Annotated in this window: 21 protein-coding genes; 10 read left to right on the top strand and 11 right to left on the bottom strand. The window is 71.7% G+C overall.

From position 1 onward, the window contains the following. Positions 1 to 52 precede the first annotated feature (52 nt). From GA0070623_RS06950 to metK, 5 genes are all read left to right on the top strand, one after another. On the top strand, positions 53 to 493 hold the full coding sequence (locus tag GA0070623_RS06950) for a lipocalin-like domain-containing protein (protein WP_067303677.1): 441 nt from the start codon (positions 53 to 55) through the stop codon (positions 491 to 493). A 77-nt stretch (positions 494 to 570) separates the two neighbouring features. Then, entirely contained in the window at positions 571 to 1,839 is a 1,269-nt protein-coding gene (locus GA0070623_RS06945; RefSeq protein WP_067303674.1) for a beta-ketoacyl-[acyl-carrier-protein] synthase family protein, read from the top strand. Next, on the top strand, positions 1,836 to 3,053 hold the full coding sequence (locus GA0070623_RS06940) for a ketosynthase chain-length factor (protein WP_067303671.1): 1,218 nt from the start codon (positions 1,836 to 1,838) through the stop codon (positions 3,051 to 3,053). Before GA0070623_RS06945 ends, GA0070623_RS06940 begins: the two co-directional genes overlap by 4 nt. 2 nt (positions 3,054 to 3,055) lie before the next feature. Beyond that, positions 3,056 to 3,301, top strand: a complete 246-nt coding sequence (locus GA0070623_RS06935) for an acyl carrier protein (protein ID WP_172898373.1) — start codon at positions 3,056 to 3,058, stop codon at positions 3,299 to 3,301. Between the two features lie 49 nt (positions 3,302 to 3,350). Then, the gene (metK, locus tag GA0070623_RS06930) at positions 3,351 to 4,541 is read left to right on the top strand and encodes a methionine adenosyltransferase (protein WP_067303668.1); all 1,191 of its coding nucleotides are present in this window, start codon (positions 3,351 to 3,353) and stop codon (positions 4,539 to 4,541) included. 42 nt (positions 4,542 to 4,583) lie between these two features. On the opposite strand, the gene GA0070623_RS06925 is transcribed toward metK, so the two are convergent. The 4 genes from GA0070623_RS06925 to GA0070623_RS06910 form a co-directional block, all read right to left on the bottom strand. Next, complete coding sequence (locus GA0070623_RS06925) at positions 4,584 to 5,282, bottom strand: class I SAM-dependent methyltransferase (protein ID WP_197700055.1); 699 nt, start codon at positions 5,280 to 5,282, stop codon at positions 4,584 to 4,586. Continuing rightward, entirely contained in the window at positions 5,279 to 6,100 is an 822-nt protein-coding gene (locus GA0070623_RS06920) for a glycosyltransferase domain-containing protein (RefSeq protein WP_067303662.1), read from the bottom strand. Before GA0070623_RS06920 ends, GA0070623_RS06925 begins: the two co-directional genes overlap by 4 nt. A 195-nt stretch (positions 6,101 to 6,295) precedes the next feature. After that, positions 6,296 to 7,057, bottom strand: coding sequence for an AfsR/SARP family transcriptional regulator (locus GA0070623_RS06915; protein WP_197700054.1), 762 nt, complete (start codon positions 7,055 to 7,057; stop codon positions 6,296 to 6,298). Between the two features lie 317 nt (positions 7,058 to 7,374). Beyond that, on the bottom strand, positions 7,375 to 7,653 hold the full coding sequence (locus GA0070623_RS06910; protein WP_067303658.1) for an acyl carrier protein: 279 nt from the start codon (positions 7,651 to 7,653) through the stop codon (positions 7,375 to 7,377). A gap of 566 nt (positions 7,654 to 8,219) precedes the next feature. On the opposite strand from GA0070623_RS06910, the gene GA0070623_RS06905 reads away from it, so the two are divergent. Beyond that, positions 8,220 to 9,071, top strand: coding sequence for an SDR family oxidoreductase (locus GA0070623_RS06905; RefSeq protein WP_067303655.1), 852 nt, complete (start codon positions 8,220 to 8,222; stop codon positions 9,069 to 9,071). A 27-nt stretch (positions 9,072 to 9,098) separates the two neighbouring features. Beyond that, entirely contained in the window at positions 9,099 to 10,367 is a 1,269-nt protein-coding gene (locus GA0070623_RS06900) for a glycosyltransferase (RefSeq protein ID WP_067303651.1), read from the top strand. 9 nt (positions 10,368 to 10,376) lie between these two features. Here the strand turns inward: GA0070623_RS06900 and GA0070623_RS06895 are convergent, their stop codons facing one another. Further along, positions 10,377 to 11,477 (bottom strand): methyltransferase, encoded by a 1,101-nt coding sequence (locus GA0070623_RS06895; protein ID WP_067303647.1) that lies wholly within the window; start codon positions 11,475 to 11,477, stop codon positions 10,377 to 10,379. Between the two features lie 154 nt (positions 11,478 to 11,631). On the opposite strand from GA0070623_RS06895, the gene GA0070623_RS06890 reads away from it, so the two are divergent. The 3 genes from GA0070623_RS06890 to GA0070623_RS06880 all read left to right on the top strand — a co-directional run bounded on the left by GA0070623_RS06890 (position 11,632) and on the right by GA0070623_RS06880 (position 14,533). After that, a complete protein-coding gene (locus tag GA0070623_RS06890) occupies positions 11,632 to 12,201 on the top strand; it encodes a 4'-phosphopantetheinyl transferase family protein (RefSeq protein WP_157517469.1) in 570 nt (189 codons plus the stop codon). After that, the gene (locus GA0070623_RS06885) at positions 12,201 to 13,577 is read left to right on the top strand and encodes an FAD-dependent oxidoreductase (RefSeq protein WP_067303640.1); all 1,377 of its coding nucleotides are present in this window, start codon (positions 12,201 to 12,203) and stop codon (positions 13,575 to 13,577) included. Before GA0070623_RS06890 ends, GA0070623_RS06885 begins: the two co-directional genes overlap by 1 nt. Positions 13,578 to 13,690: 113 nt before the next feature. Continuing rightward, a complete protein-coding gene (locus GA0070623_RS06880) occupies positions 13,691 to 14,533 on the top strand; it encodes an AfsR/SARP family transcriptional regulator (RefSeq protein WP_084261109.1) in 843 nt (280 codons plus the stop codon). A 10-nt stretch (positions 14,534 to 14,543) separates the two neighbouring features. Here the strand turns inward: GA0070623_RS06880 and GA0070623_RS06875 are convergent, their stop codons facing one another. The 6 genes from GA0070623_RS06875 to GA0070623_RS06850 form a co-directional block, all read right to left on the bottom strand. Further along, positions 14,544 to 15,938, bottom strand: coding sequence for a condensation domain-containing protein (locus GA0070623_RS06875; protein ID WP_157746956.1), 1,395 nt, complete (start codon positions 15,936 to 15,938; stop codon positions 14,544 to 14,546). A 5-nt stretch (positions 15,939 to 15,943) separates the two neighbouring features. Continuing rightward, a complete protein-coding gene (locus GA0070623_RS06870) occupies positions 15,944 to 17,302 on the bottom strand; it encodes an MATE family efflux transporter (protein WP_157746955.1) in 1,359 nt (452 codons plus the stop codon). Between the two features lie 26 nt (positions 17,303 to 17,328). Then, positions 17,329 to 20,925: a type I polyketide synthase gene (locus tag GA0070623_RS06865; RefSeq protein WP_067303631.1), complete on the bottom strand. Its 3,597-nt coding sequence runs from the start codon at positions 20,923 to 20,925 to the stop codon at positions 17,329 to 17,331. Between the two features lie 15 nt (positions 20,926 to 20,940). Further along, complete coding sequence (locus GA0070623_RS06860; RefSeq protein ID WP_067303628.1) at positions 20,941 to 21,732, bottom strand: ACP S-malonyltransferase; 792 nt, start codon at positions 21,730 to 21,732, stop codon at positions 20,941 to 20,943. Continuing rightward, positions 21,680 to 22,873, bottom strand: coding sequence for a hypothetical protein (locus tag GA0070623_RS06855; protein ID WP_157517468.1), 1,194 nt, complete (start codon positions 22,871 to 22,873; stop codon positions 21,680 to 21,682). Before GA0070623_RS06855 ends, GA0070623_RS06860 begins: the two co-directional genes overlap by 53 nt. Positions 22,874 to 23,208: 335 nt before the next feature. Then, a complete protein-coding gene (locus GA0070623_RS06850) occupies positions 23,209 to 24,186 on the bottom strand; it encodes a ribonucleotide-diphosphate reductase subunit beta (RefSeq protein WP_231932811.1) in 978 nt (325 codons plus the stop codon). Positions 24,187 to 24,229 lie beyond the last annotated feature (43 nt).

Genomic DNA, 24,229 nt, shown 5'->3' with positions numbered 1-24,229 from the left:
TGATGCGACCCGGCTTGAGTGGGTTTCGAGGCCCGCGCGCGACAGTGCTCGGATGCTCGCCGAACAGGACCTCACCGGAACCTGGCGCCTGGTGGCGCACTACTACCTGGAGCACGACGGCGCGGTCAGCGAGGGCCCACTGGGGGACCACGCCGACGGCCTGCTCATCTATCGCGAGGACGGGTACATGGCGGCGAGCCTGCTGCGCACCGCTCCGCCGGTCGACGGGGGCGGCTCCCCGCCGGCCACCTACCTCGGATCGGTGGACGACTATCTCGGCTATTCGGGTCGCTGGCGGCTGCGGGGGAACACCGTCGTGCACTATGTGATCATCGGTTCCCAGCCGCGGGTGGTGGGAACCGAACAGGTGCGGGAGGTCACCCTGGACGACGGCGTCCTGCGGCTGACGCGGCACCTGGGTGGACCACACGATTACGTCGTGATGGACTGGCGGCGGGCCGAACCCGCGCCACCGGGATACAGCGCCGATTGAGTACGGGTTGAGTGACCGCGACTAATTTCGGCCACTATCGGTAACAATTCCGGGAGCTGAGCGCGGAGTGATGCCACATGAATCGTCGCGTCGTCATTACAGGAATAGGCGTCCGGGCGCCGGGCGCATTGGGCAGACGGCAGTTATGGGATCTTCTCTCTAACGGTCGTACGGCGACCAGGCGCATATCCTTCTTCGACCCCACGCCGTTTCGGTCACAGGTTGCCGGGGAGGTCGACTTCGACGCCGCGGCGGAGGGCCTGAGTCCTCGCGAGATCCGGCGGATGGATCGGGCGACCCAGTTCGCGGTGGTCTGTGCCCGGGAGGCGGTCGCCGACAGCGGTATCGCGCTCGACCCGGCCACGTCCCCCCGGGTCGGGGTCAGCCTGGGCAGCGCGGTGGCCGCGGCGACGAGCCTCGAAGAGGAATACCTCGTGCTGTCCGACTCGGGCCGGACGTGGGAGGTGTCGCCGGAGCACCTGTCCCCGTACATGTTCGACCACATGGTGCCCAGTTGCATGGCAGCCGAGGTCGCCTGGACGGTCGGCGCGGAGGGTCCGGTCGCCATGGTGTCGGACGGGTGCACCTCCGGGCTCGACGCCGTCGGGCACGCCGCCGCCCTGATCCGGGAGGGCAGCGTGGACGTGATGGTCGCCGGGGCCACGGACACCCCGATCACCCCGATCGTGGTCGCCTGCTTCGACGCGATCAAGGCGACCACCACGTACAACGACGATCCGGCGCATGCCTCCCGGCCGTTCGACGGCACCCGTAACGGGTTCGTCCTCGCCGAGGGCGCGGCGCTGTTCGTCCTGGAGGACCTGGCCGCGGCGAGGAGCCGGGGCGCGCACATCTACGCCGAGGTCGGCGGCTTCGCCACCCGGTGCAACGCGTACCACATGACCGGTCTGAAGTCCGACGGCCGGGAGATGGCCGAGGCGATCCGCGTCGCCCTCGACCAGGCCGGGCGGAACCCCTCCGACGTGGACTACGTCAACGCGCACGGGTCCGGCACCAAGCAGAACGACCGGCACGAGACCGCCGCGTTCAAGCGCAGCCTCGGCCCGCACGCCTACCGGACGCCGGTCAGCTCGATCAAGTCGATGGTCGGTCACTCGCTGGGCGCCATCGGATCGGTGGAGATCGCCACCTCGCTGCTGGCGATGGAGCACCACGTGGTGCCGCCGACGGCCAACTACGAGGTCGTCGATCCGGAATGCGACCTGGACTACGTGCCGAATGTGGCCCGCGAGCAACGCACCGACACCGTGCTGACGGTCGGCAGCGGCTTCGGTGGCTTCCAGAGCGCGATGGTGTTGACCCGGCCGGGACGGGCGCGCTCATGAGCGTCATCACCGGGTTGGGTGTCATCGCGCCGAACGGCTTCGGCGTCAAGGAGTTCTGGTCGGCCACGCTCTCCGGTCGCAGCGGCCTGCGCGAGCTGGACCGGTTCGACACCTCCGGCTATCCGGCCCGGCTGGCGGGACTGGTGGGCGACGTCGACTTCGCCGAGCACCTCCCGGGCCGGCTCCTGCAGCAGACGGACGTGTCCACCCGCCTCGCCCTGATCGCCGCGCAGGCCGCCATCGAGGACGCCGACGTGGACACCTCGGCCCTGACCGACTACGACATGGGCATCGTCACGGCCAACGCCTGCGGCGGGTTCGAGTTCACCCACCGCGAGTTCCGGAAGCTCTGGAGCCGTGGCCCCGAGCACGTCAGCGTGTACGAGTCCTTCGCCTGGTTCTACGCGGTCAACACCGGCCAGATATCGATCCGGCACGGCATGCGCGGGCCGTCGACCGCCCTGGTGGCCGAGCAGGCGGGCGGTCTGGACGCCCTGGCACAGGCCCGACGCGGCATCCGGGCCGGCACCCCACTGATGGTGAGCGGCGGCGTCGACTCCGCGTTCGACCCGTGGGGCTGGGCGTCGCACCTGGCCGGCGGGGGAGTGAGCAGCGGGACCGATCCACTCACCGCCTACCGGCCGTTCGACGGCCGGGCGACCGGTCACCTGCCCGGTGAGGGGGGTGCCATCTGCGTGGTGGAGGACGTGGCGGCGGCCCGTGCCCGGCACGCCCGGATCTACGGGGAGATCGCCGGGTACGCGGCCACCTTCGATCCGCCTCCCGGCTCCGGCCGGGAGCCCGGACTGCGGCGGGCCACCGAGAACGCCCTGGCCGACGCCGGTGTCACCCCCGACGACGTGGACGTCGTATTCGCCGACGCGGCCGGCGTGCCGCGACTCGACCGCGCCGAGGCCGACGCCATCCGGGCGGTCTTCGGCGCGGGCGGCGTCCCGGTGACCGCCCCCAAGGCGCTGACCGGACGGCTGCTCTCCGGCGGTGGGGTGCTCGACGTCGTCTCGGCGCTGATGAGCATCCAGGACGGCGTGATACCGCCGACCTTCGGCACCGGTGTGGTGCCCCCCGAGTACGGCATCGACCTCGTGCTGGGCGGGCCCCGCCGAGCCGACGTCCGGACCGCCCTCGTGCTCGCCCGCGGCCGCTGGGGCTTCAACGCGGCCGTCGTGATCCGCAGACACCAGAACGGGAGCTGATCGTGGAGAACACCCTGAGCCTGGACGACCTGCGCGGCATCCTCATCGCCTGCGCGGGGGAGGACAATGCGCTCGACGGCGACATCTCGGACGTCTCGTTCGACGATCTCGGCTATGACTCGCTCGCCCTCATCGAGACCGCCGCCGTGCTCAAGCGCGACTACGGCGTGGTCCTGCCCGAGGACCAACTGACCGTGCTGAGCAGCCCTGGGGAGTTGCTCTCGCTGATCAACGACCGGCCCGCCTGACAGCGGGCCGGGCAGGTGCCGTATCGCCACGCCGAAACCGGAGGACCGCATGGCACACCGACTGTTCACGTCCGAATCGGTGGCGGAGGGCCATCCTGACAAGATCGCTGACCAGATCAGCGACGGGATTCTCGACGCTCTGCTCGCCCAGGACGCGCGCAGCCGCGTCGCCGTCGAGACGCTGATCACCACCGGCCAGGTGCACGTGGCAGGCGAGGTCACCACCCGGGCCTACGCCGACATTCCCGGCATCGTGCGGGACACCATCCTGCGGATCGGCTACGACTCGTCGACGAAGGGTTTCGACGGGGCGTCGTGCGGTGTGAGCGTCTCCATCGGTACCCAGTCGCCCGACATCGCCCGTGGCGTGGACAGCGCGATCGAGCTGCGCGAGGGTGACTCCGCGCACGCGCTCGACCAGCAGGGCGCCGGCGACCAGGGCATGATGTTCGGCTTCGCCTGCACCGAAACGCCCGAGCTGATGCCGCTGCCGATCGCGCTGGCGCACCGGCTGGCCCGCCGGCTGTCCGCGGCACGCAGGGACGGCACCATCCCGTACCTGCGCCCGGACGGCAAGACCCAGGTCACCATCGAGTACGACGGCCTGCGCCCGGTCCGTCTCGACACGGTGGTGGTCTCCACGCAGCACGCCGCAGGCATCTCCCTGGACTCGATGCTCACCCCGGACGTCCGCGACCACGTGGTGGCCGCGGAGCTTGCCGGCCTGGGCCTGCGTACGCAGGGCTACCGCCTGCTGGTGAATCCCACCGGTCGCTTCGAGGTCGGGGGACCGATGGGCGATGCCGGACTGACCGGCCGGAAGATCGTGGTGGACACCTACGGCGGGTCCGCCCGACACGGCGGTGGCGCGTTCTCCGGCAAGGACCCGTCGAAGGTGGACCGCTCGGCGGCCTACGCGATGCGCTGGGTCGCCAAGAACGTGGTCGCCGCAGGCCTCGCGGAGCGGTGCGAGATCCAGGTCGCGTACGCGATCGGCAAGGCTCACCCGGTCTCGCTCCACGTCGAGACGTTCGGCACCGAGAACGTGCCGGTCGAGCGGATCGAGCGGGCGATCAGGGAGGTCTTCGACCTGCGCCCGGCGGCCATCATCCGCGACCTGGACCTGCTCCGCCCGATCTACCAGCAGACCGCGGCGTACGGACACTTCGGCCGGGAACTGCCCGACCTGCGCTGGGAGAGCACCGACCGCGCCCAGGACCTGAAGAACGCCGTGGCCTGACGCAAGGTGCCGCGCATCGCCGTCCCAGCCCCGGGGTGCGGGTCAGACCGTGAACGCCGGGCCGGGGCGGCCGATGCCGATCCGACCGCTGGTGAGGCGGCGCTCGAACGTGACGCCGAGTTCCCGTTCCCACCGCGCCATGATGTCCTGCTCACCGGGCCGGTCGATGTCGTCGAGCACGACGGCGTGCTCCTCGGCGAGCAGCGGGGCGAAGAAGGGGCCGGCCGGGTACCGGGCGTGCGCGGTCTCGACCCGGTAGGCGGGCGGCCCGTCCACGACGAGCAGGTCGACGGGCCGGCCCGCGGTCATCTCCTTGAGGACGCTCTGGTCGTACCAGGTCGCCTCCTCGTGGGGCCAGGGGGACTGGACGGGTGTCAGCGGCGCGTGCACCACGGTGACCACGTCGGCCAGGCCCTCGTCGGCCAGCTCACGACCGATCAGCTCCGCCCAGCGCCGGTCGTGCTCGACGGTCCAGAGGTGCCCGCCGCGCTGCCGCAGCAGGCGACCGAGGTAGAAGGTGGAGACGCCGCTGCCCAGTTCGACGACGCAGCGACGGCGGTTGAGGAAGACCTCGTTGAGCACCGCGACGACCCCGCTCGGCCGCATTGCGCTCTCGCTCCATGGCAGGTAGGTCGGGGAGAGCGGGGCCAGCGCCTGCATGGCCAGCAGGTCGTTGCGCTGGAGTTCGTTGCGGTGCAGCATCGGGCGACGACGCTCCTCGAAGGACGGCAGCTCACTCACTGCGGTAACACCTCCGTCAGCCAGGAGGGCAGCTGCCCCTCGTCGAGCAGGTCCAGCACGACGGCCTTCGTCAACGAGGAGGCGAAGTGGACCTGGGCGGCACCGCTGGGTGTCTGGAGCCGGGTCCGGAGCCGGGCGTACTCCCGCCGGTAGCTGGGCGCCTGTCTGCCCCGGGCGCGGAAGTCGCTCGACCAGCGGGACAGCTCGCAGAAGTTGGTGACGGCCGGCGCGAAGTTCTCGAACAGGACCGCGCCGTTGTCGAGCCCGACGGTGTCCGGTTCGAGGAGGCGGACGAGGGTCCAGTAGTACTGGTCGCTGGGGCCGTACAACCGGTCGGCGTCGAAACCGTGGGTGCGGAGCTGGTCGAGGAGCGGGAACCGCTCGCTGGGCGGCGTGGGGTACCTGGCGCAGAGGGCCAGGATGTCACCGGCGGGGCCGATGAAGCCGCCGCTGTTGAGGTAGGGGTAGGGGCGTACGGGCGGATCCCGGTGCAGGGCGAGGCCGACGCTGCCGAGCGGCCAGCTGTTCGACTCGGCGCTGAACACGACCGGCTGGGAGAAGGCCGCGTAGGCCGAGCGGAGGTACTCCTCACCCCGCAGGAACATCGTGTCGTACGCGTCGGTGAACACCACGAGTTCGTCCGGCGCGACGTGGCGGGTGAGGTGGTCGGTCAGGCACGCCCGTTTGTCCCGGGGGCGGAACCCCTTCTGGTCGGCCGTCAGGACGACCAGTTCGAGCCCCACCGCCTCGCAGGACGGCGCCAGCAGCCGTCGTAGGAAGGGATGCTCGGGGTCGGTCGCAATGGTGATGACCTTCATGTTCGGCGTCCCATCGTGCTGGTGGCCCGCGCCGCTGGACTGCGCCGGTTGCGCAGGGACGGCCGCCGGTTCCGTGGCGAGTGCCGACCGGATGCCAAGCTATCGATCAACGGTGGTCGCTGTCGAGCGTCACCGCCCCGGGCCATGCCGGTCGTCGAGCCGTTCTCGAGCCCGGGTGTGGTCGGCATCCCGGCGTCACCGTCCCCGGGCCTGTGCGAGGACGAGGTGGTCGAGGATCTGGGTCAGCCCGTCGTCGCGCGGCGCCACCTCCAGCACCGGATCCTCGGCCAGGATCGCCCGCTGCAGCAGGCGCAGCCGGTGGGACGGTTCCAGACCCAGCTCGTCGACGAGCGAAACCCGCAGCCGGTGGAAGGCCTGCAACGCCTCCTGCCGCCGCCCGCTGCGGTGCAGGGCCACCATCAGCTGGGCGCACAGGTTCTCGTTCAGCTCGTGCTCGGCCGTCAGCATGGTGAGTTCGGCGAGTACGTCCTGGTGGTGACCGAGCCGCATGCGCGCCTCGATGCACTGTTCCAGGGTGTGCAGTCGGATCTGTTCCAGCGCCCGCAGCCGTGGCCCGATGACCGCACCGGCGCGGATGTCGACCAGCGCCGGCCCCCGCCACAGGTCGCGGGCGCGGGTCAGCAGCGCCGCCGCCTCGACGTTCTCGCCGGCCGCGAGGGCCTGCCGCCCGGCGGTGGCGAGCTGCTCGAAGGTCCGCAGGTCGAATTCGATGGCGTCGAGCCGGAGCTGGTATCCGCCGGGCACGGTGACCAGCATCCGCTTGGCGATCTCGGCCACCGCAGCACCCAGGAGCTGGCCGAGGCACTTGCGGACCTGGAGGATGTACGTCTGGAGCGTCGTCTGTGCGCTGGCCGGTGGGTTCCGGCCCCAGAGGTCCTGGATCAGCGTCGATGCCTGTACCGCCTGATCCGCATTGAGCAGCAGCAATGCCAGCACGCTGCGGGGTTTGGGTGCGGTCAGGGCGATCGTGCGATCGGTGTGGCTAAGGACAAGTGGGCCGAGGATACAAATTTCCATATCCACCCTCAAAAGAAGGAAAAATAGGACCCTCATCGAGGTTCCCGATCGAGAGGCTAGCGTGTCCCGGCATCCCTGTCCGCAGTTTCTCAAGCCATTTCCGTCGATCGTCGCGAGGTCCGGGCCGGAGCGGTCCCGTGACGCGCCGACACGCACGATGGCGGTGACCGGTCATGCCGGTCACCGCCATCGGTCGTACGGTCAAAGGGTCGTCGGACCCGGGTCGTCGGTCGCCGTCAGCCCCGCACCCCGTCGGCCTGCGCGACCAGCGCCGCCCGCTTGGCCACCTCCGCGGCGAACTCACCGAGGGTCATGATGGCCAGCGTCTCGATGTCGTCGTCGTCGAACGTCACGCCGTACTCGTCCTCGATACGCATCGCGAGTTCGGACACGGCGAGCGAGTCGAGGTCCACGCCGGCCGGTCCGAGCAGGGAGTCCGGACCGGTGTCGTCGGTGTAGTAGTTCATCTCCTGGAGCGCCTGGACGGTGAACGCCATGACGTCGTCGGCTGACATGGTTCAGCTGCCTTCCTTTCGCGGGATGGTGCGGGGCGGCAGGCCGGCGGGCGGTGCCGACGTCCCCGGGATGGAGCCGGCCACCGACCTGACGCCCGGCGGCGACGCCGGACCGGGGGGTGCGGTCGGCTGGCCGGGCGGGCGTCGACCCGTCCGGGATCGACCGCGATCCCACCGAACATGGCGGATTCAGGCGGTAGAGTCGATTTCTGCCACCGGCGGCCCCCAGGATTGTCACGCCTACCGAGCACGCATTTCCGAAATGCGTCGTTCGACGTTATCAGCGGACCATCGGGCCGGTCAATGCGGGACAATGTGGTCTCCACGCGTGCTGCAGCCGGGGCGACGGTCAGATTCAAGCATTTCTCAGCCCGCCGTCGAGGCCGTGGGTACCGCCTCCCGCGAGGGCTCCACTAAGGTTCCTCCGGAGACGCCGGCCGATCGAGCGGAGAGACGCGGTTGAATGTCACAAGCGTTTGCCGGTCCCCTTCGGGCGTCTTTCCGCCGGCCGTGACCAACCCCGGTCGGACCGCCCGGCCCGGCGTCGTCCCGGCGCGGACCCGGGCATGACCGTGCCCACCCGCACCTGGCTGGTCACCGGAAGCTCGGCGGGACTCGGCCGGGCGCTGGTGACCGAGCTGCTCGCCCGGGGCGAGACGGTGGCGGCGACCGCCCGGGATCCGCAGGCGCTGTCCGACCTGCGGCCCGCCGTGTCGGGCACCCTGTGGACGGCGCGACTCGACGTCACCGACCCGGAACGGATCCGGCGCGTCGTCGGTGAGGCCGTCCACGCGCTCGGCCGCATCGACGTGGTGCTCAGCAACGCCGGGTACGCGCTGGTCGGCGCGGCCGAGGAGGCCAGTCCCGACCAGATCGAGCGGCAGCTCCGGACGAACCTGACCGGACCCATCCTCCTGGCCCGGGCGGTGCTGCCGTACCTGCGGGCGCAGGGCCACGGCCGGATCGTCCAGATCTCCAGCATGGCCGGGCAGCGCGGTTCTGCGGGCACGGCGGTCTACTGCGCCAGCAAGTGGGGTGTGGAGGGCTTCTTCGAGTCGCTGGCCGCCGAGGTGAAGACCTTCGGGATCGGGGTGACCATCGTCGAACCGGGCACGGTGCACACCGGCTTCTTCGGCCGGGGCAAGGAGCTGACCGCCGCGCTGCCCGCATACGCCGACACCCCGGCCGCGATCCTGCGCCGCCGGGCCGAGGACGGCCGCCTGCCCTGCCGGGGTGACCTGGCGAAGATGGCCCGCGCCGTCGTCGACGTCGCCCTCCGCCCGACCGCCCCGCTGCGCGTCGTCCTCGGCAGCGACGCGTACGGGTCGATCCGCCGTGGACTGACGGCCCGCCTGGCCGATCTTGAGGCCCAGCGGGAGGTCGCGTTCTCCACCGACCTGACCGACGGGTCCGCATGACGACGCCGCGACCGGAGGGGAACGAGGATGCACATCGCCGTCCTGGCGCTCGGCAGTCGCGGTGACGTCTACCCGTTGGCCGCGCTCGCCGCCGAGCTGGCCCGCCGTGGCCACCGGATCCGCATGGGCGCGTCGCCCAACCTGGTGGACCTGCCCCGGCGGCTCGGGCTCGACGTGGTGCCGGTCGGCTGGGACCAGCAGCGGATGATGCAGTCCGAGCAGGGCCGGGAGTGGGTCACCACGACCGACCTCGACCTGTTCCTCCGCCGCTCGCACGAGTCGTACCAGGAGCACGGCGACCGGTTCGGCGAGGAGGCGGTCGCGCTCAGCGAGGGCTGTGCGGCGATCGTGTGCGCCGTGGTCAGCGAGCAGTGGGCCACCGCGCTGGCCGAGGCGCGCGACGTCCCGCTCGTCGCGTACGACCTCACCCCAGCCCGGCCGAACGACGTGGTGCCGCATCCGCTGGTGACCCCCGACCCGCTGGCGGACGCCGCCGCGAACCGGGCGACCTACGTGCACTACGCCCGACGGGCCTGGCGGTACCGGCGCGACCAGGTGTTCCGGTTCCGCCGCCGGCTCGGGCTCGCACCGATGCCGCCGCGCCCGGCCACGCTGCGCCGGCCGTTGGAACTCCAGGGCTACAGCCCCACCCTGGTGCCCGGGGTGACCTGGGACGCCTACCGGCCGATCGTCGGCGACCTGCGGCTGACGCCGGCCGACCTGCACCGCGTCGGCATGTCGACCCTGGACCCCGACCTGGTGCGCTGGCTGGACGCGGGCGAGCCGCCGGCACTGGTCACGTTCGGCAGCACCCACATGCCGGATCCGGCCGGGATGCTGGCGGGCATCGGACGGGTCTGCCGTGCCCTGGGCGTGCGGGGGCTGGTCGTCACCGGCTGGGGCCTGGCCGGCGTCGACCCGGCCGCCACGCCGGAGCTGCGCGTGCTGCCCTACGTGGACTACGACCTGGTGCTGCCGCGCTGCGCCATGGTGGTGCACCACGGCAGCGCCACCATCACCGCCGCCGGGGTGCGCGCCGGCATCCCGACGATGGTCTGCTCGTCCTTCGCCGACCAGCCGTTCTGGGGCCGCCAGCTGGAGCGGCTCGGTGCCGGTGTGCACGTGCGGTTCACCGAGCTGTCCGAGCAGGTGCTGCGGGCGGGCATGACCCGGCTGACCGCGGAGCCGCTCCGGCGGCGCGCGGCCGAACTCGGCGAGCGGATGCGGACCGAGCCGCACGGCACGCTCGTCGCCGCCGACGCGGTCGGCAGCTACCTTGCGGCGTGCGGCGGGTAGCCGGCCTGCTCAGGCGGGGACCGCCTCGATCGCACCCCCGGTCACGCCGGTGACCGTGAAGTCGGCGTCCGCGAGCAGCCGCCCGTACTCCTCGGCGGTGCGGTCCCGGCCCTCCATGAGGACCAGCATCAGCAGATCCACGATCCGGTTGCGGGGCGCCGCCCAGGCGCCCGCGCCGGCACCGGACTGCTCGGGCCGCGCGGGCAGCAGCTCCTCCAGCACCAGCAGCCGGGCGTCGGCCGGCATCGCCGCGCGGACCCGGGCCAGCACCCGGGCGGCGTTGCCGTCGTCCCAGTTGTGCAGCACCCGGCGCAGCACGTACAGGTCGCCCCCCGGGGGCACGTGGTCGAAGAAGCTGCCGACGACGACGTCCACCCGGTCCAGCACACCGGCGGCGGCGAGCCGCTCGCGCCCCCGGGCGGCGGCCTCCGCCTGCTCCACGAGCACCCCGCGCCGGTGCGGGCAGTCGGCGAGGACACCGACGAGCAGGCCCCCGTCACCGCCGCCGACGTCCACCACCGTACGGACGCCGTCGAACAGGCCGGGCGGGGGCGGTGGTGGTTCGGGGACGGCGGACATCGCGCCGTGGAAGGTCGCGGCCACCGCCGGATGACCGTCGAGGTACTGGTAGAAGGGCTCGCCGAAGCGCTCGGTGAAGGCGGGCCGGCCGGTGCGGACGGTCTCCAGCAGCCCGGCGAACGAGGTGAAGACCTCCTGGCCGTAGAGCACGGCGGTGTCCCGGACCGAGCCGGGCACGTCGGAGCGCAGATACCCGCCCATGCCGGTCAGCTCGAAGTGGTCGGGGCCGGTCTGGCGCAGCACACCGGCGTCGGCGAGCGCGGCGAGCAGCCGGCGGAGCGCGACCGGGTCCAGTCCGGCGGCGGCGGCCAGCTCGGCCCCGCCCGTGGTGCCCCCGGCGATCCGGTCGGGCAGGCCGAGCAGGGCGAACACCGAGCAGGCCTGCGCCGTCCAGGTGGCACAGAGGACGTTGAGCAGCCGCTTGCGGAAATAGTCGCCGTCCCGCCCCGGCCGTGGCCCGTGCCGTGGCGGAACCGGATTCCGGGACCGGTCGGAAAGGGGTTCCGGGACCTCGTGCTGCGACGGCGTCATCGTTCTCCACTGAGGCTCTAGTGAATGTCCAGAGAAGCGCGGGTCGGAAAGGTGTGCCACCTCGGTATCGTCGACACCGGTCCGACGGATCCTCGCATCGGCCGGGGTGTGCTGACAATTCTCGGAACGGACCTGTGGGGGCCGGGTGGGTGTGGTGCTGACCGCGGTGCCACCGGATCTGGTGGTGCGGCTGGACCGCCGCGCGGGCGACGGACGGGTGACGGCCCGTGCCCTGCTGGCCGGGACGGCCGCGGCGATGGCCGGTGCCCCGGTGGACGCGGTCGTGGTCGACCGGGCGGCCCGGGGTGCGCCGCTGCTGCGCGGCGTCGCCACGGGGTGGCACGCCAGCGTCAGCCACACCGGTGGACTGGTCGCGGTGGCGGTGTCCCGGCTCGGACCGGTCGGCGTCGACGTGGAGGCGGTGCGACAGCTGCCCGCGCTCGCGCTGAGCCGACGGTGGTTCGCCGCCGAGGACACCGACTGGCTCCGGGGGCAGCCGGTCGAACGTCTCGACGTCGGCTTCCTGTCCCTGTGGACCGGTAAGGAGGCGGTGGCCAAGCTCTACGGCACCGGGCTGCGCGGGGGCCGGCTGCTGCGGTTACGCACCGCCCCGCCGCAGCCGCCGGCCTGGCGCTCCACCGTCGACGACCCCGACGTCCTGGTCACCCACCGGGAGCTGCCCGGCCACGTGCTGGCGATCGCCCACCGCCGGGTGCGCCGCTGATGGAGACCGCCCTCGTCCTCGGCGGCAGCATCGCCGGCCTGGTCGCCGCGCGGGTCCTGGCCGACCACGCCGAGCAGGTGTGGATCGTCGAACCCGACCTGCTGGAGGACGCGCCGGTGCTCCGCCGCGGCACGCCGCACGGCAGCCAGGCGCACACCCTGCTCGGCCGGGGTCGGACCGTCATCGACCGGCTGCTGCCCGGCATCGTCCGGCAACTGGTGCGCGAGGGCGGCCAGCTGGTCACCAGCGGTCCCGGCGGGGCGCAGTGGTTCCTCAACGGCCGGGCCAAGGTCCCGGTGCGCGGCGGCAGCGTGGTCAGCGTGTCGCGCCCGTTCCTGGAGTGGCACATCCGTCGGCGGGTCCTCGCGCTGCCGAACGTCGCCCTGGTCGGGGGCACCGCCGTCGGGCTCACCGCGACCGCCGGCCGGGTGGACGGGGCGCTGGTCCGCCCGCCGGGTGCCACCGGTGCCCAGCGCCACGGCGCGACCCTGGTGGTGGACGCGACCGGGCGGTCCAGCCGGCTGGCCGACTGGTTGGGCCGGATCGGTTACCCGGCGCCGGCCAAGCGCCGGATGGCCCTGGACCTCGGCTACGCCACCTGCCTGTTCCATCGGGAGCCCGGCCAGCGGCTGGCCGGGCACGTGGCGGTGTACTCGGTCTACACGCCGAGCAGGGCGCTGACCGGACCCAGCTCGATGACCCCGGTCGAGGGGAACCGTTGGCTGACGCTGGTCAGCGGCTACGGCGACCGGCGGCCGGGCCGTGACCTGGGCGAGTTCCTGGCCCGCTGCCGCGCGGATCCGGCCCCTGCGCTCCAGGCGCTGCCGGCGGCGTGCGAGCCGGCCGACGAGGTGCGCGTGCACCGTTTCCCGGACAGCGTCCGCCGCGAGTTCGATCGGCTGGACCGGTTCCCGGCCGGCTTGGTCGCGATCGGCGACGCGGTCGCCTCGTTCAACCCGACCTACGGGCAGGGCATCTCGGTGGCGGCGATGCAGGCCCTCGCGTTGGCCGAGTGGCTGGCCGAGCCCGGCGCGCTGGACGGGCCGGCGCACGGGTACTTCCGGCGGGTGCGCGCGGTGGTGGACGACGCCTGGGACTTCTCCGCCGCGCAGGACTGCTACCTCCCGCACGTGACCACCGCCCGACCCTTCGGCTGGCGGCTGCGCCGTGGCCTGGCCGAGGCGGTGCAGAACGCGACGGTGACCGACGAGGTGGTGCACCGGGCCTTCCTGGAGGTCGTCAACCTGACGGCCGGTCCCGACCGGCTGCGTCGTCCGGACATCCTGTGGCGCACCGGGGTCGCCGCGCTGCGCCGCGCCGGGTCGTCCTCGAAGACGGCTCGAACAATCGACGACGGCGGCCCGAAAACCCGCTAGCATCGCAGTCGAACCTGACGTCCATCTATGCTGATGGGTAAGGCTGTCGCATTTTTTCGGGTGTCCCCGCAGCACGTCGCGCAGAATGCAGATCGCTTTCCGGGGGAGAGGCCATGGAGATCCAGATCCTGGGACCGCTCGTGCTCGCCCGCTCCGGTCGCACCGCCACGCCGACCGCCCCGAAGCCCCGTAGCGTGCTGGGCCTGCTGTTGCTCCACGCTGACCAGACCGTGCAGGCCACCGCGTTGACCAGGGAGTTGTGGGGGGCGTCCCCACCGGTCAGCGCGCCGACCACCCTCCAGACGTACGTGCTCCAGCTCCGCAAGTGCTTCGCCGCCCTGCTCGACGTGCCGGTCGCCGAGGTGGCCCGGCGGGTGCTGGTCACCGTCCCCGGCGGCTACCTGCTACGGGTCGGCCCGGACGAGTTCGACCTGCGCCGGTTCGAGCAGTTGGCCTCGGCCGGCCGGCGTGCGCTGGCGGCCGGTGACCACGTCGACGCGGCGGCCCTGCTGGTGCGCGCCTGTGCCCTCTGGCGCGGGCCGGCGCTGGCCGACGTGCGTGCCGGCGTGGTGGCCGGGCCCCGGCTCAAGGCGCTGGAGGAGACCCGGCTCGCCACCGTCGAGCAGTGCATCGAGGCGCGCCTACGGCTCGGCCACCACCAGGACGTACTGGCCGACCTCACCCTGCTGATCGCCGAGCACCGGCTGAACGAGAACCTGTGCGCGCAGCTGATGGTGGCGCTGCACCGCAGCGGCCAGCGACGCGAGGCGCTGGCGGTGTTCCACCGGCTGCGGGCGTCGATGGTGCAGGAGCTGGGGTTGGAGCCGTCCAAGCGGCTGCACCTGCTCCAGCAGGCGATCCTCACCGACGACCGGGCGCTGGAGGTGGCGCCGCGCGAGGACGGGTTGACCCAGCTGCTCGACCACCTCGTCCTCCAGCGTGCCCGCGCCCGTTAGCCGCCGTCCGTCACCGGTCCCGGGCGTACCGGGCACAGCTCTCGGTGAACCAGCGCGCGACCTGGTCCAGCGGGACGTCCTCGAAGGCGAGTGTCACGACGGTCCGTTCGAAGGTGTCGAGGAAGGCCCGGATGTCGCCGGGGGGCAGCAGGGCCGTGTCGACGAAGAGGGACAGGTGGATGCGCTCCGCGGTGCCCCGGATGCCCATGAAGAGATCCTTGTTCTTCTCCGCCACCCGCTCGACCCAGGAGAAGCTGCTGCTGGCGGTGACCGCCGACAGCTCCGCGAGGGTGGCGGGTGGGCGGGGGCGTCCGGGAAGCTGCGACCAGATGTCGTTGAACTGGCAACCGCGTCGGGCGGCCGCCCTGCTGATCAGGCCCAGGGTGGTGCGTTGGCGGTGCCGACCGTGGCTGCGCGCCTCGGTCAGCACGGCCGTGCACTGCGCGACCAGCTCGGCGAACGAGTCGCCGCCCAGCTCGACCACCGTCATGATGCCCTGGCTGAGACTGCACACCATGGTGGCCAGCTCGGGCTCCATGCGGTTGCTCAGCATGATGTCGACCGGACAGACCGGCCCCGGCAGGACACTGCGCATCAGCGCCGTGAAGACGGACAGCAGGATCGTGGAGGGGGTCGTCCGGTACCGGCGGGCCGCCGGTCCCACCGCCATCGCGACGGCGTCGGACTCCAGTTGCCCCCGGTGGAACCGTGGCGTGACGGGCGTCGCCCGCGGCGGCAGCATGTCCGGGTGGGTGCGGCTGAGCTGCCGCTGGATGAACCTCGTCGCCTCGATGTCCAGCAGCTGCCCCTCCGGCCGCTCCTCGCGGGCCGCCAGGTCGGCCGGCTGGAGCGCCGGCCGGGCCGGGGGTACCGGCCTGCCGTCCACCCGGGCGCGCAGCAGCGCGGTCAGGTCGGCGACGAGCAGGTCGGCGCTGATGAAGTCCGCGGACAGGTGGGAGACGGCGAAGGTGAGCAGGATCGGGATGCCGTCCTGGAGGATCACCGAGAAGCGGACCGGCAGGTCGGTCTCGTGGTCGAAGCCGCCCGCGGCGTTGCGGGCCAGGCACTCGGTGACGATGTCCGTCCAGTCCGTGGGGTCCTCGATCGACCGGTCGACGAGTTCGACCGGCAGTGACCCGGCGGCGAGCACCTCCTGGGTGCCGTCGCCGGTGGGCGTGCGGTGGTACCGCGTCCGGAGCGCCTCGTGCCGCCGCATCAGGTCGCCGATGCCCTCCCGCACGGCGTCGAGGCCCAGCACCAGGGGGACCGGCATCCAGCGGGTGAGCACGGCGAAGGTCCGGGCGTTCTCCCAGTCGCGCATGAGGTCCCAGATGACCTCCTGTCCCCAGGTCAGCGGGGCGGTGCGGACGCGACCACCGTGGAACTCCACCTCGGTCGTACGCATGGTGATCATGGTGAGCTGGGCACCTCCACGGAGCGGGACGGGGTGTCGGCGAGCGGGGTACGCCGCGGCGCCAGGACGCGACGCAGGCAGAAGACCGTGTACGTCAGCCCGGTGGTCCAGCTCGCGACCACGGCCCACATCACGGCCTGGATGCCCAGCGGCCCGTTGAGCAGGTAGGCGAAGGGGAGCTGCACCATGACGAAGGCGACGATGGTGCAGATCAGCGGCGCGGTCGTCCGCCGGGCGCCGTTGAGGTAGCCGTGCAGCACGACCATGACGGTGTAGAGCGCCAGGAACGGAAAGATGATCAGGAGGTACTGCCCGGTGACCCGGCGGGTCGCCTCGTCGTCGGTGAACAGCGCGGCGATGGGGCGGTGCGCCACGACGACCACGATGGAGACCAGCACCGTCAGGCCGACGGTCAGCCCGAGCGCCCGCAGCAGGCCGTACCGCGCCCGCTCGGTGTGGCCGGCGCCGAGGTTCTGCGCCGCGAACGTCACCATCGCGCCAGACAGCGACAGGAAGGGCAGGGCGGTGAACGCCTCGATCCGCGAGACGATGGTGAACGCCGCCATCACCACCTCGCCGTACGCCTCGATGATCCAGACCAGCACCATGATCCCGGCGGCGAGGATGATGTGCTGGGTGGCCAGCGGAAAGCCGAGCCGGGTGGCGTCGGACAGCTCACCGGTCACCGCCCGACGGCTCGGCCGGCCCCGTGGCAGCGGATAGAGCCGTCCCGCCGCGACGACACCCACCACCATCGCCACCGTGGTCGCCGTCGCGGTCGCCATCGCGGCGCCGCCGATGCCGAGCCCGAGACCGCCGACGAAGAACAACGCCAGCGCGATGTTGATCAGGTTCCCGGACGCCTGCACCCACATCGCCGCCCGCGAGTTGCCCAGCCCGCGCAGGTAGGCGCTGACCGCGGCGGATCCGAAGATGCCGGGGAAACCGACGGACAGCACCCCGATGAAGTGGGCGCACTGCTCCGCCAGGTCACCCGTGATGCCCATCAGGGCCAGGACCGGCCCGGCCAGCACGGTGACCAGCAGCATGCAGCCCAGCGCCCAGCAGACCGTGACCGTGGCCAGGGCCACCACGACGTCGCGTCGCTCCCGGTCCTGCCGCGCGCCGCGCAGGTGCGCCAGCCGGATGGTGAACGCGGTCCCCAACCCGATGAACATCGCGTTCAGCAGGTAGAACAGTGGTCCGCTCGCGCCGACCGCGGCGAGCCCGTCGATGCCGACGTAGCGCCCGACGACGATGCTGTCGACCAGCAGGTACACCTGCTGGAACAGGCTGGCGACGGTCAGCGGCACGGCGAAGCCGACGATCTGGCGAACCGGTGGTCCAGTGGTCATGTCGGTCATGACGTCCCCGATCGTGGTCAGCTGCTGGTGGCGCCGAACTCGCCGAGCTCCTCGACGTGGTAGGCGATCTCGGCGGCGGTGCGGTCGGCGAGCAGATCGGCCACGTCGTACGGCACGCCGTGGCAGACCGAGATGTTGCTGGCCACGGTGGCCGCCATCAGGGAGTCACCGCCCAGGTCGAAGAAGTCCGCCTCCACGTCGAGCCGGTCGTAGCCGAACGCGAGCGCCAGACACTGCCCGACCGACCGCTCGGTGTCGGAGTAGTCGCCGTCCGGCCGGCCCTCCAGCTCGACCGTCACCGCCGACACGGTGGCCCGGATCTTCTCGGTGGCCTTGGCCAACCGGGCCTCCAGCGCGTGCATGTGCCGCTCCACGGTGGCCTCGATGTCGGTGGACAGCCCCACGTCGTAGGAGCGCAGCAGGTGGACGAGTTCCCCGCCGTAGTTGAGTTCCCCGCCGAACAGCCGTGACCGGCGCGACCGCAGGCCGGCGTCGAGGACGGCCAGGCCCACGGCGGTCGGGATGGCCTTGAACATGGTGTCGCCGTTGGTGCCGAAGTCCACCGCCATGCCGATCTCCTTCCACGCGACCCAGTCCAGCGCGATCACGTGGCAGTCCCGGCCCGCCTGCGCCCTGGCCAGGTTGTCGAGGTAGTAGTTGGCGGCGGCGTAGTCGGCCTGTCCGGGGGCGGGGAACACCGCGGCGACCGAGGAGAAGTGGACGATGAAGTCCGGCGGGTTGTCGCGGGTGACCGCGTCGAGCACGAACGCCGCGTGCAGTTTGGCCCGCACCACCGCGTCGAAGTCGTCGAGCTGACGGAACATGACGGTGCTGCCGCCCGGCAGCCCGGCGGCGTGCACGATCCCGTCGATCCGGCCGTACCGGTGCCGGAGCCCGCCGACCGCCTCGGCGAGGGCCTTGCTGTCGCCCGCGTCGACCGCCACCGCGTGCACCGACGCGCCCAGCGACTCCAGCTCCCGCACGACCCGCAGCCGGCCCTGCACCGGGCCGTCCGGCCCCGCCGTGGACAGCTCGTCCCACTGGTCGCGCGGGGGCAGTCCGGACCGGCTGAGCAGCACCACGGTGATGTCGGGCTGGGCGTCGACGAAGTCCCGGGCGACCGCGAGCCCGAGCGCGCCGGTGCCTCCGGTGATCAGGTAGGTGCCCCCGGACCTGAGGTAGGGCCGGGTGCCCTGCGCACCGACCGTCGGTTCGATCTCGGTGACCTCGACGAAGACCTCACGCAACCGTTCGTCGCCGCGCAGGACCGACAGGCCGTACTCGTCGGCGAGCAGCTCCGCGCGCAGCGCAGCCGCCGGCACGGCCGGGTCGACGTCGACGTGCTTGACCCGGATGTACGGGTACTCCCGGACGAGCACCTTGCCGAGGCCGACGAGCGCGGCGTTCTCGGTGACCGCCGTCGCGTCACCGTCGCGTGCGGCCACCGCGTTGCGGGTCAGCACCACCAGGTCGAGCTTGGTGCCCGCCGCCATCAGCGCCTTGGCCAGGTGGAAGAGGCCGTACAGGTTCTTCGTCGTCCGCCGCTCGATCTCCTCGATGTCGTCCGCCGCGGTCTGCTCGAAGGCCAGCGCGTAGACCAGGTGGGTGATGTCGTGTTCGTCGACGAGCCGGGCGAGACGGTCGTACGACGCCGGACTGTCGGCGGCGACGACCTCGTCGTCGGGGGAGAACCGGTCACCGAGCCGGACGACCAGGCTGCTGTCGGAGAGCACCGGGGCCAGCACCGTCCCGGCGTCGGTGGCCGGATCCACCAGGGCGAGGATCCGTGCGTCCTCGGTGACCCGCGCGGGCGCCGGCATCGGCCTCAGCTCCACGTCGTGGATCACCGGATGCTGCTCGGTGGCCCGCTCCAACGACATGGTCTCCCGCCAGTTCTGCGGAAAATCCAGCCAGGCGGTGCTGTCGTCGAAGACGTAGCGGGGGAGGTGGACGGTGCGGTAGGCCCGGCCCGCCGCCAGCCGCTGCCAGTCGACGGCCGCTCCCCGCAGGTAGTCCTGCGCCACCTCGCCGAGCGGGCCGTCGAGGGCGGGCTGCCCACCACCGGCGAGCAGCTCCTCCAGCCCTCGGCGGAGGTCGTCCGGACCGGAGACCACCAGTGCGACGCGGTGGCGGTGCGCCGACCGCGACACCCGCGTGGTGTGGCAGACGTCGGCGAAGTCCACGCCGTCGAGCCCGCCGTCGTCGATGAACCGGAGGTAGCTGCGCAGCAGGCCGGTCAGCGACCTCGGGGTGGCCGCGCTCAGCGTGAACAGGTGTTCGCCGGGCGGCGCGGGCTCGGCCGGCGGCGCGACGTACTCCTCCACCACCACGTGGGCGTTGGTGCCGCCGAGGCCGAACGCGCTCACCCCGCAGCGGCGCGGCCCGTCGGGGGACTCCCACGGTTGCAGGGCGGTCGGCACGAACAACGGGCCGGAGGTGAAGTCGAGCTTGGGGTTGGGGTTCACGAAGTTGGCCTGCGGCGGCAGCATCCGGTGGCGTAGCACGGCCACCGCCTTCAACAGGCCGATCACGCCGGAGCCCTCGAAGAGGTGGCCGACGTTCGCCTTGACCGTACCCACGGCGCAGAAGCTCCGGTCCGAGGTGTGCCGGGCGAAGGCCTGCTTGATGCCCTCGTGTTCGATCGGGTCGCCGACCCTGGTGGCCGTGCCGTGCGCCTCGAAGTAGCCGAGCGTGCGCGGGTCGATCCCGGCGTTGCGCCAGGCGGTGAGCAGCAGCTCGGCCTGCGCCTGGGAGCTCGGGCTGGTGATGCCGTCGGTGTGGCCGTCGTGGTTGACCGCGCTGCCCCGGATGACGGCGTAGATCTGGTCGCCGTCGGCGACGGCCTGTTCGGTCCGCTTGAGGACCACCGCGCCGGCGCCCTCGCCGAAACCGGTGCCGTCGGCGGCCTCGTCGAAGGTGCGGGTGACCCCGTCGGACGACTCGATGCCGATGTTGGTGTGCGGGTGCTTGACCGGGGCGAAGACGATCCGCGCGCCGCCGACCACCGCCATGTCGCAGTCCCCCGCCAGCAGGGCGTTCTTCGCCTGGTGCAGGGCGACCAGGGTGGCCGAGCAGGCGGTGTCCACCACCAGGCTCGGGCCGCGCAGGTCGAGCAGGTGGGACAGCCGGTTGGCCAGCATGGCGGGGATGTTGCCGGTGATCGCCTGCTGGCCGGACGACGGTTCGATCCGGGCGAGGTAGTCCATGTAGGTCGACCCGGGGTTGGTGGCGAAGCCGACGAAGACCCCGGTGCGGCTGCCGCGGAGCCGGTCCGCGGAGTAGCCGGCGTCCTCGAACGCGAGGTACATCGCGCGCAGCGCCATCCGGTGGTGCGGGTCGGTCAGCATGGCCTGCCGGGGTGTCATCCCGAAGACGGCGTAGTCGAAGGTGTCCACGGCGTCGAGGTAGCAGCCGTGGTGGAAGTCCAGGCTGGTGTCGTCCACCGGCTCGACGGTGGTGGCCCGCACGTAGTGGATGTACTCGCTCAGGGTCTCCCGGCGGTGCTGGGGGAACGGCCTGGTGAGGCTGGTGCCGGTGCTGATGACGCGCCAGAACCCGTCCAGGCTGTCCACCCCCGGCAGCTCCACCGAGGTGCCAACGATCGCGATGCTCATCGTGCGTCCATCCCTTCACCGGATCCTGTTCACGAGCGCGCTCAGCGTGCTTCCGTTGACCTCGTCGAACTGGGTGACGCCCAGGGCGCGCAGGGTGGCGACGGCACGCACCCAGTCCACCGGGGTGGACACCTGGCGGGTGAGCAGCTCGGCGCCCTGGTCGGTGCGGAAGACCGCACCGGTCACGCTGGACACGACGGTGCCGGTGCCGGCGCTGAACACGCAGCTCTCCAACGCCGCCCGCAGCTCCGGCTCGACCGACGCCATCAACGGCGTGTGGAACGGGCCGCTCACGTTGATCGGGACGACCCGCGCACCGGGCAGCGCGCCGATGGCCTTGGCGGCGACGGCCACCTCCACCCGGTCCCCGGCGATCGTCGTCTGGGTGTCGGCGTTGAAGTTCGCGATGTGCACCCCGGACAGTCCGGTCTCGCGCAGCGCCCGCTGGACGAAGGCCGCCGGTACCCCCTGGACGGCGGACATGCCGCCGCCGGTGATGTCGGCCATCAGCTCACCGCGCCGTCGCACCAGGCGCAGCGCCGTCTCGAAGTCGAGCATGCCGGCGGCGCAGAGCGCGTTGTACTCGCCGAGACTGTGCCCGGCGTAGAACCGGTAGCCGTCAGGTTGCTCGGCGATCCGTTGCCGGCCCAGCAGGGCATTGGCCACGAATACGGCGGGCTGGGCGTAGCGGGTGTCTCGGAGTCTGCGGTCCGGATCCCGGGTGCACAGTTCCTCGATCGAGTAGCCGAGGATCTCATCCGCCAGCGCGGTGGTCTCCGGGAACTGGGCGAACAGCCCCGATCCCATTCCCCGGCGTTGTACGCCCTGGCCCGGAAAGAGCAGACATCGCACGCTGGCCTCCTGAGACCGGTGGTGTGGAGAATTGTTGTGCCGACTCGAATGCGACCCGGCGCGGGTGGTCGCGAAGACATTCCTTCGTGAAACGTCGCGCGCCTGCTCCGGGGCCGTGGTCGACTATTCGGTCGATGGCGGAGTCGGTGACGGCGTGCCGGGTCACCTGTTCCCATTCGACCGGGCGCGACAGCACCTGCTGGCAGAACTCGTCCATCAGGTCCGGTGCGCCGCGCAGATCGCGGGGGGCGTCGGTGGCGTACACCGGCAGGCGCAGCCGGTCGCCGCCCGGCAGCTGACCGACGAAGTCGCGGTCCCCGGCGATCCGGCGCACCGCCGGCAGCAGCAGCGGGCTGTGGAACGGGATGGTGTTGTTCAGGAACGCCCAGGTCGCGCCGGTCCGCGCGAACGTCGCCTCGTGGCGGAGGTAGAAGTCGAGGAGTTCGACGGTCGGGCCGCTGAGCACGTGTGCCCGCGCCGCGTTCGCCAGGCTCACCGTGATCGTGCCGCCGGCCCCCGTCAGCAGTTCGTCGAGCTCCTCTCGGCGCAGGCCGGTCAGGGCGGCCATCGGCCCCGGTGGGGCGCTGCGGCGGACCCGGGTCCGGTATTGGTCGACCGCCCCGGGGTCGGGCGTCGGCCCCCCGGCGTACTGCTGGCCGCGCACCAGGGTGATCGCCGCCAACCGCAGGCAGACGGCCGCCACCTCGAGGTACTCGTCCGTCCGGCGGACGCCGAGGCCGGCCAGGACGGCGGCCAGCAGGCCGATGCTGTGGCCGAGCGCCGCGACGGCGTCGTCCGGGTGTCGCCGGACCGGCTGGAGCTGGCAGGCCTGGTGGACGTGGATGCACAGGCCGGCGGTGACCGAGTCCCGGGGTATTCCGCCCGGCGGTGCGGTGGTCGACGTCAGCCACTGCCGTAACGTCGTGCCGTCCGGGCATAATCGGACCCGGTCGGCCGGTGCGAGATGGGCGGCCACCTCGTCGAGCACACGGAATGTCGCGTGGAAGTAGGTGGCGTTCGCTGGAATTGTATAGAGCGCGCGTAGCGCCGGTAACAGCCCGTCGTTCGCTCCGCCGAGACCGTCGAATAGCAGCATCGTACGCACAATGAGCCTCTGCCTCGGAATAATGGGCGATGACGGTGTGAGTGTCGGATGATGGATACCTCGACGATCTTTCAAGATCTGAGTCAAGATGCTAGCACCGCGTCGAGGCTTCATCAACATCGATCGACGTCTAATGCGTTTAAGTCATTTTTATGGTCGCGTAACTTTTGTGGAGCTTTTTCGTGGACAATTCGGCCCCGGTCTGACGATGTCGGTCGAATGACGCACGGGCGTGGTCCCGGGCGACGGGCGCCCCACGACCGCGGGACCGCGCGGCGGCCCGGCCCGGTGGGAACGCCACCGGGCCGGGCCGCCGCCCCACCGGATCAGAAGTCGTCGTCGAAGGTGACCGTGCCGCTGACCCCGACCTGGTACGCCGACACCCGCCGCTCGAAGAAGTTCGACAGCTCCTGCACGTCCTGCAGGTCCATGAACGCGAACGGGTTCTGCGTGCCGTAGCGCGGCGCGATGCCGAGCTGGACGAGCCGACGGTCCGCCACGTGCTCCAGGTACGCCCGCATGTCGGTCAGCGGCAGCCCGGAGACGCCCTGGTCGAGCAGGTCCTCGGCGAACTGCGCCTCGCACTCGACCGCCTCGGCGAGCATCTCGGTCACCTGCCGCTCCAGCTCGGCGTCGAACAGCTCCGGCTCCTCCCGCCGGACGGTCTCCACCACGTCGAACGCGAACGCCATGTGCATCGACTCGTCGCGGAACACCCAGTTGGTGCCCGACGCCAACCCGTTGAGCAGGCCCCGGGACCGCAGGAAGTAGACGTAGGCGAAGGCGCCGTAGAAGAACAGCCCCTCGATGCAGGCGGCGAAGCAGATCAGGTTCAGCAGGAACGCCCGCCGATCGGCCCGGGTACGCAGCTCCCGCAGCGCGAAGACCGAGTCGATCCAGCGGAAGCAGAATTCGGCCTTGCGCCGGATCGACGGGATGTTCTCGATGGCCGCGAACGCGGCGAAGCGTTCCTGCTCGTCGGGGACGTAGGTGTCGAGCAGGTTCAGGTAGAACTGCACGTGCACGGCCTCCTCGAACAGCTGCCGGGACAGGTACAGCCGGCCCTCCGGGGAGTTGACGTGCTGGTAGAGGTTGAGCACCAGGTTGTTGGCGACGATCGTGTCGCCGGTGGCGAAGAACGCCACCAGCCGGGACACCAGGTGCCGCTCGGCCGGCGAGAGCCGCTCCAGGTCGGCGAGGTCGGCGTGCAGGTCGACCTCCTCGACGGTCCAGGTGTTGCGGATGGCGTCCTTGAACCGGTCGAAGAAGTGCGGGTAGCGCATCGGTCGCAGGGTGAGGTCCATGCCGGGGTCGAGCAGCAGCTGCCGCCCGGCGGTGCGGGGTTCG

Source organism: Micromonospora rifamycinica, assembly GCF_900090265.1.
Taxonomy (GTDB): Bacteria; Actinomycetota; Actinomycetes; order Mycobacteriales; family Micromonosporaceae; genus Micromonospora; species Micromonospora rifamycinica.
The sequence above is the reverse complement of the archived record's forward strand: the minus strand, read 5'-3'. Positions and strand labels throughout refer to the sequence as shown.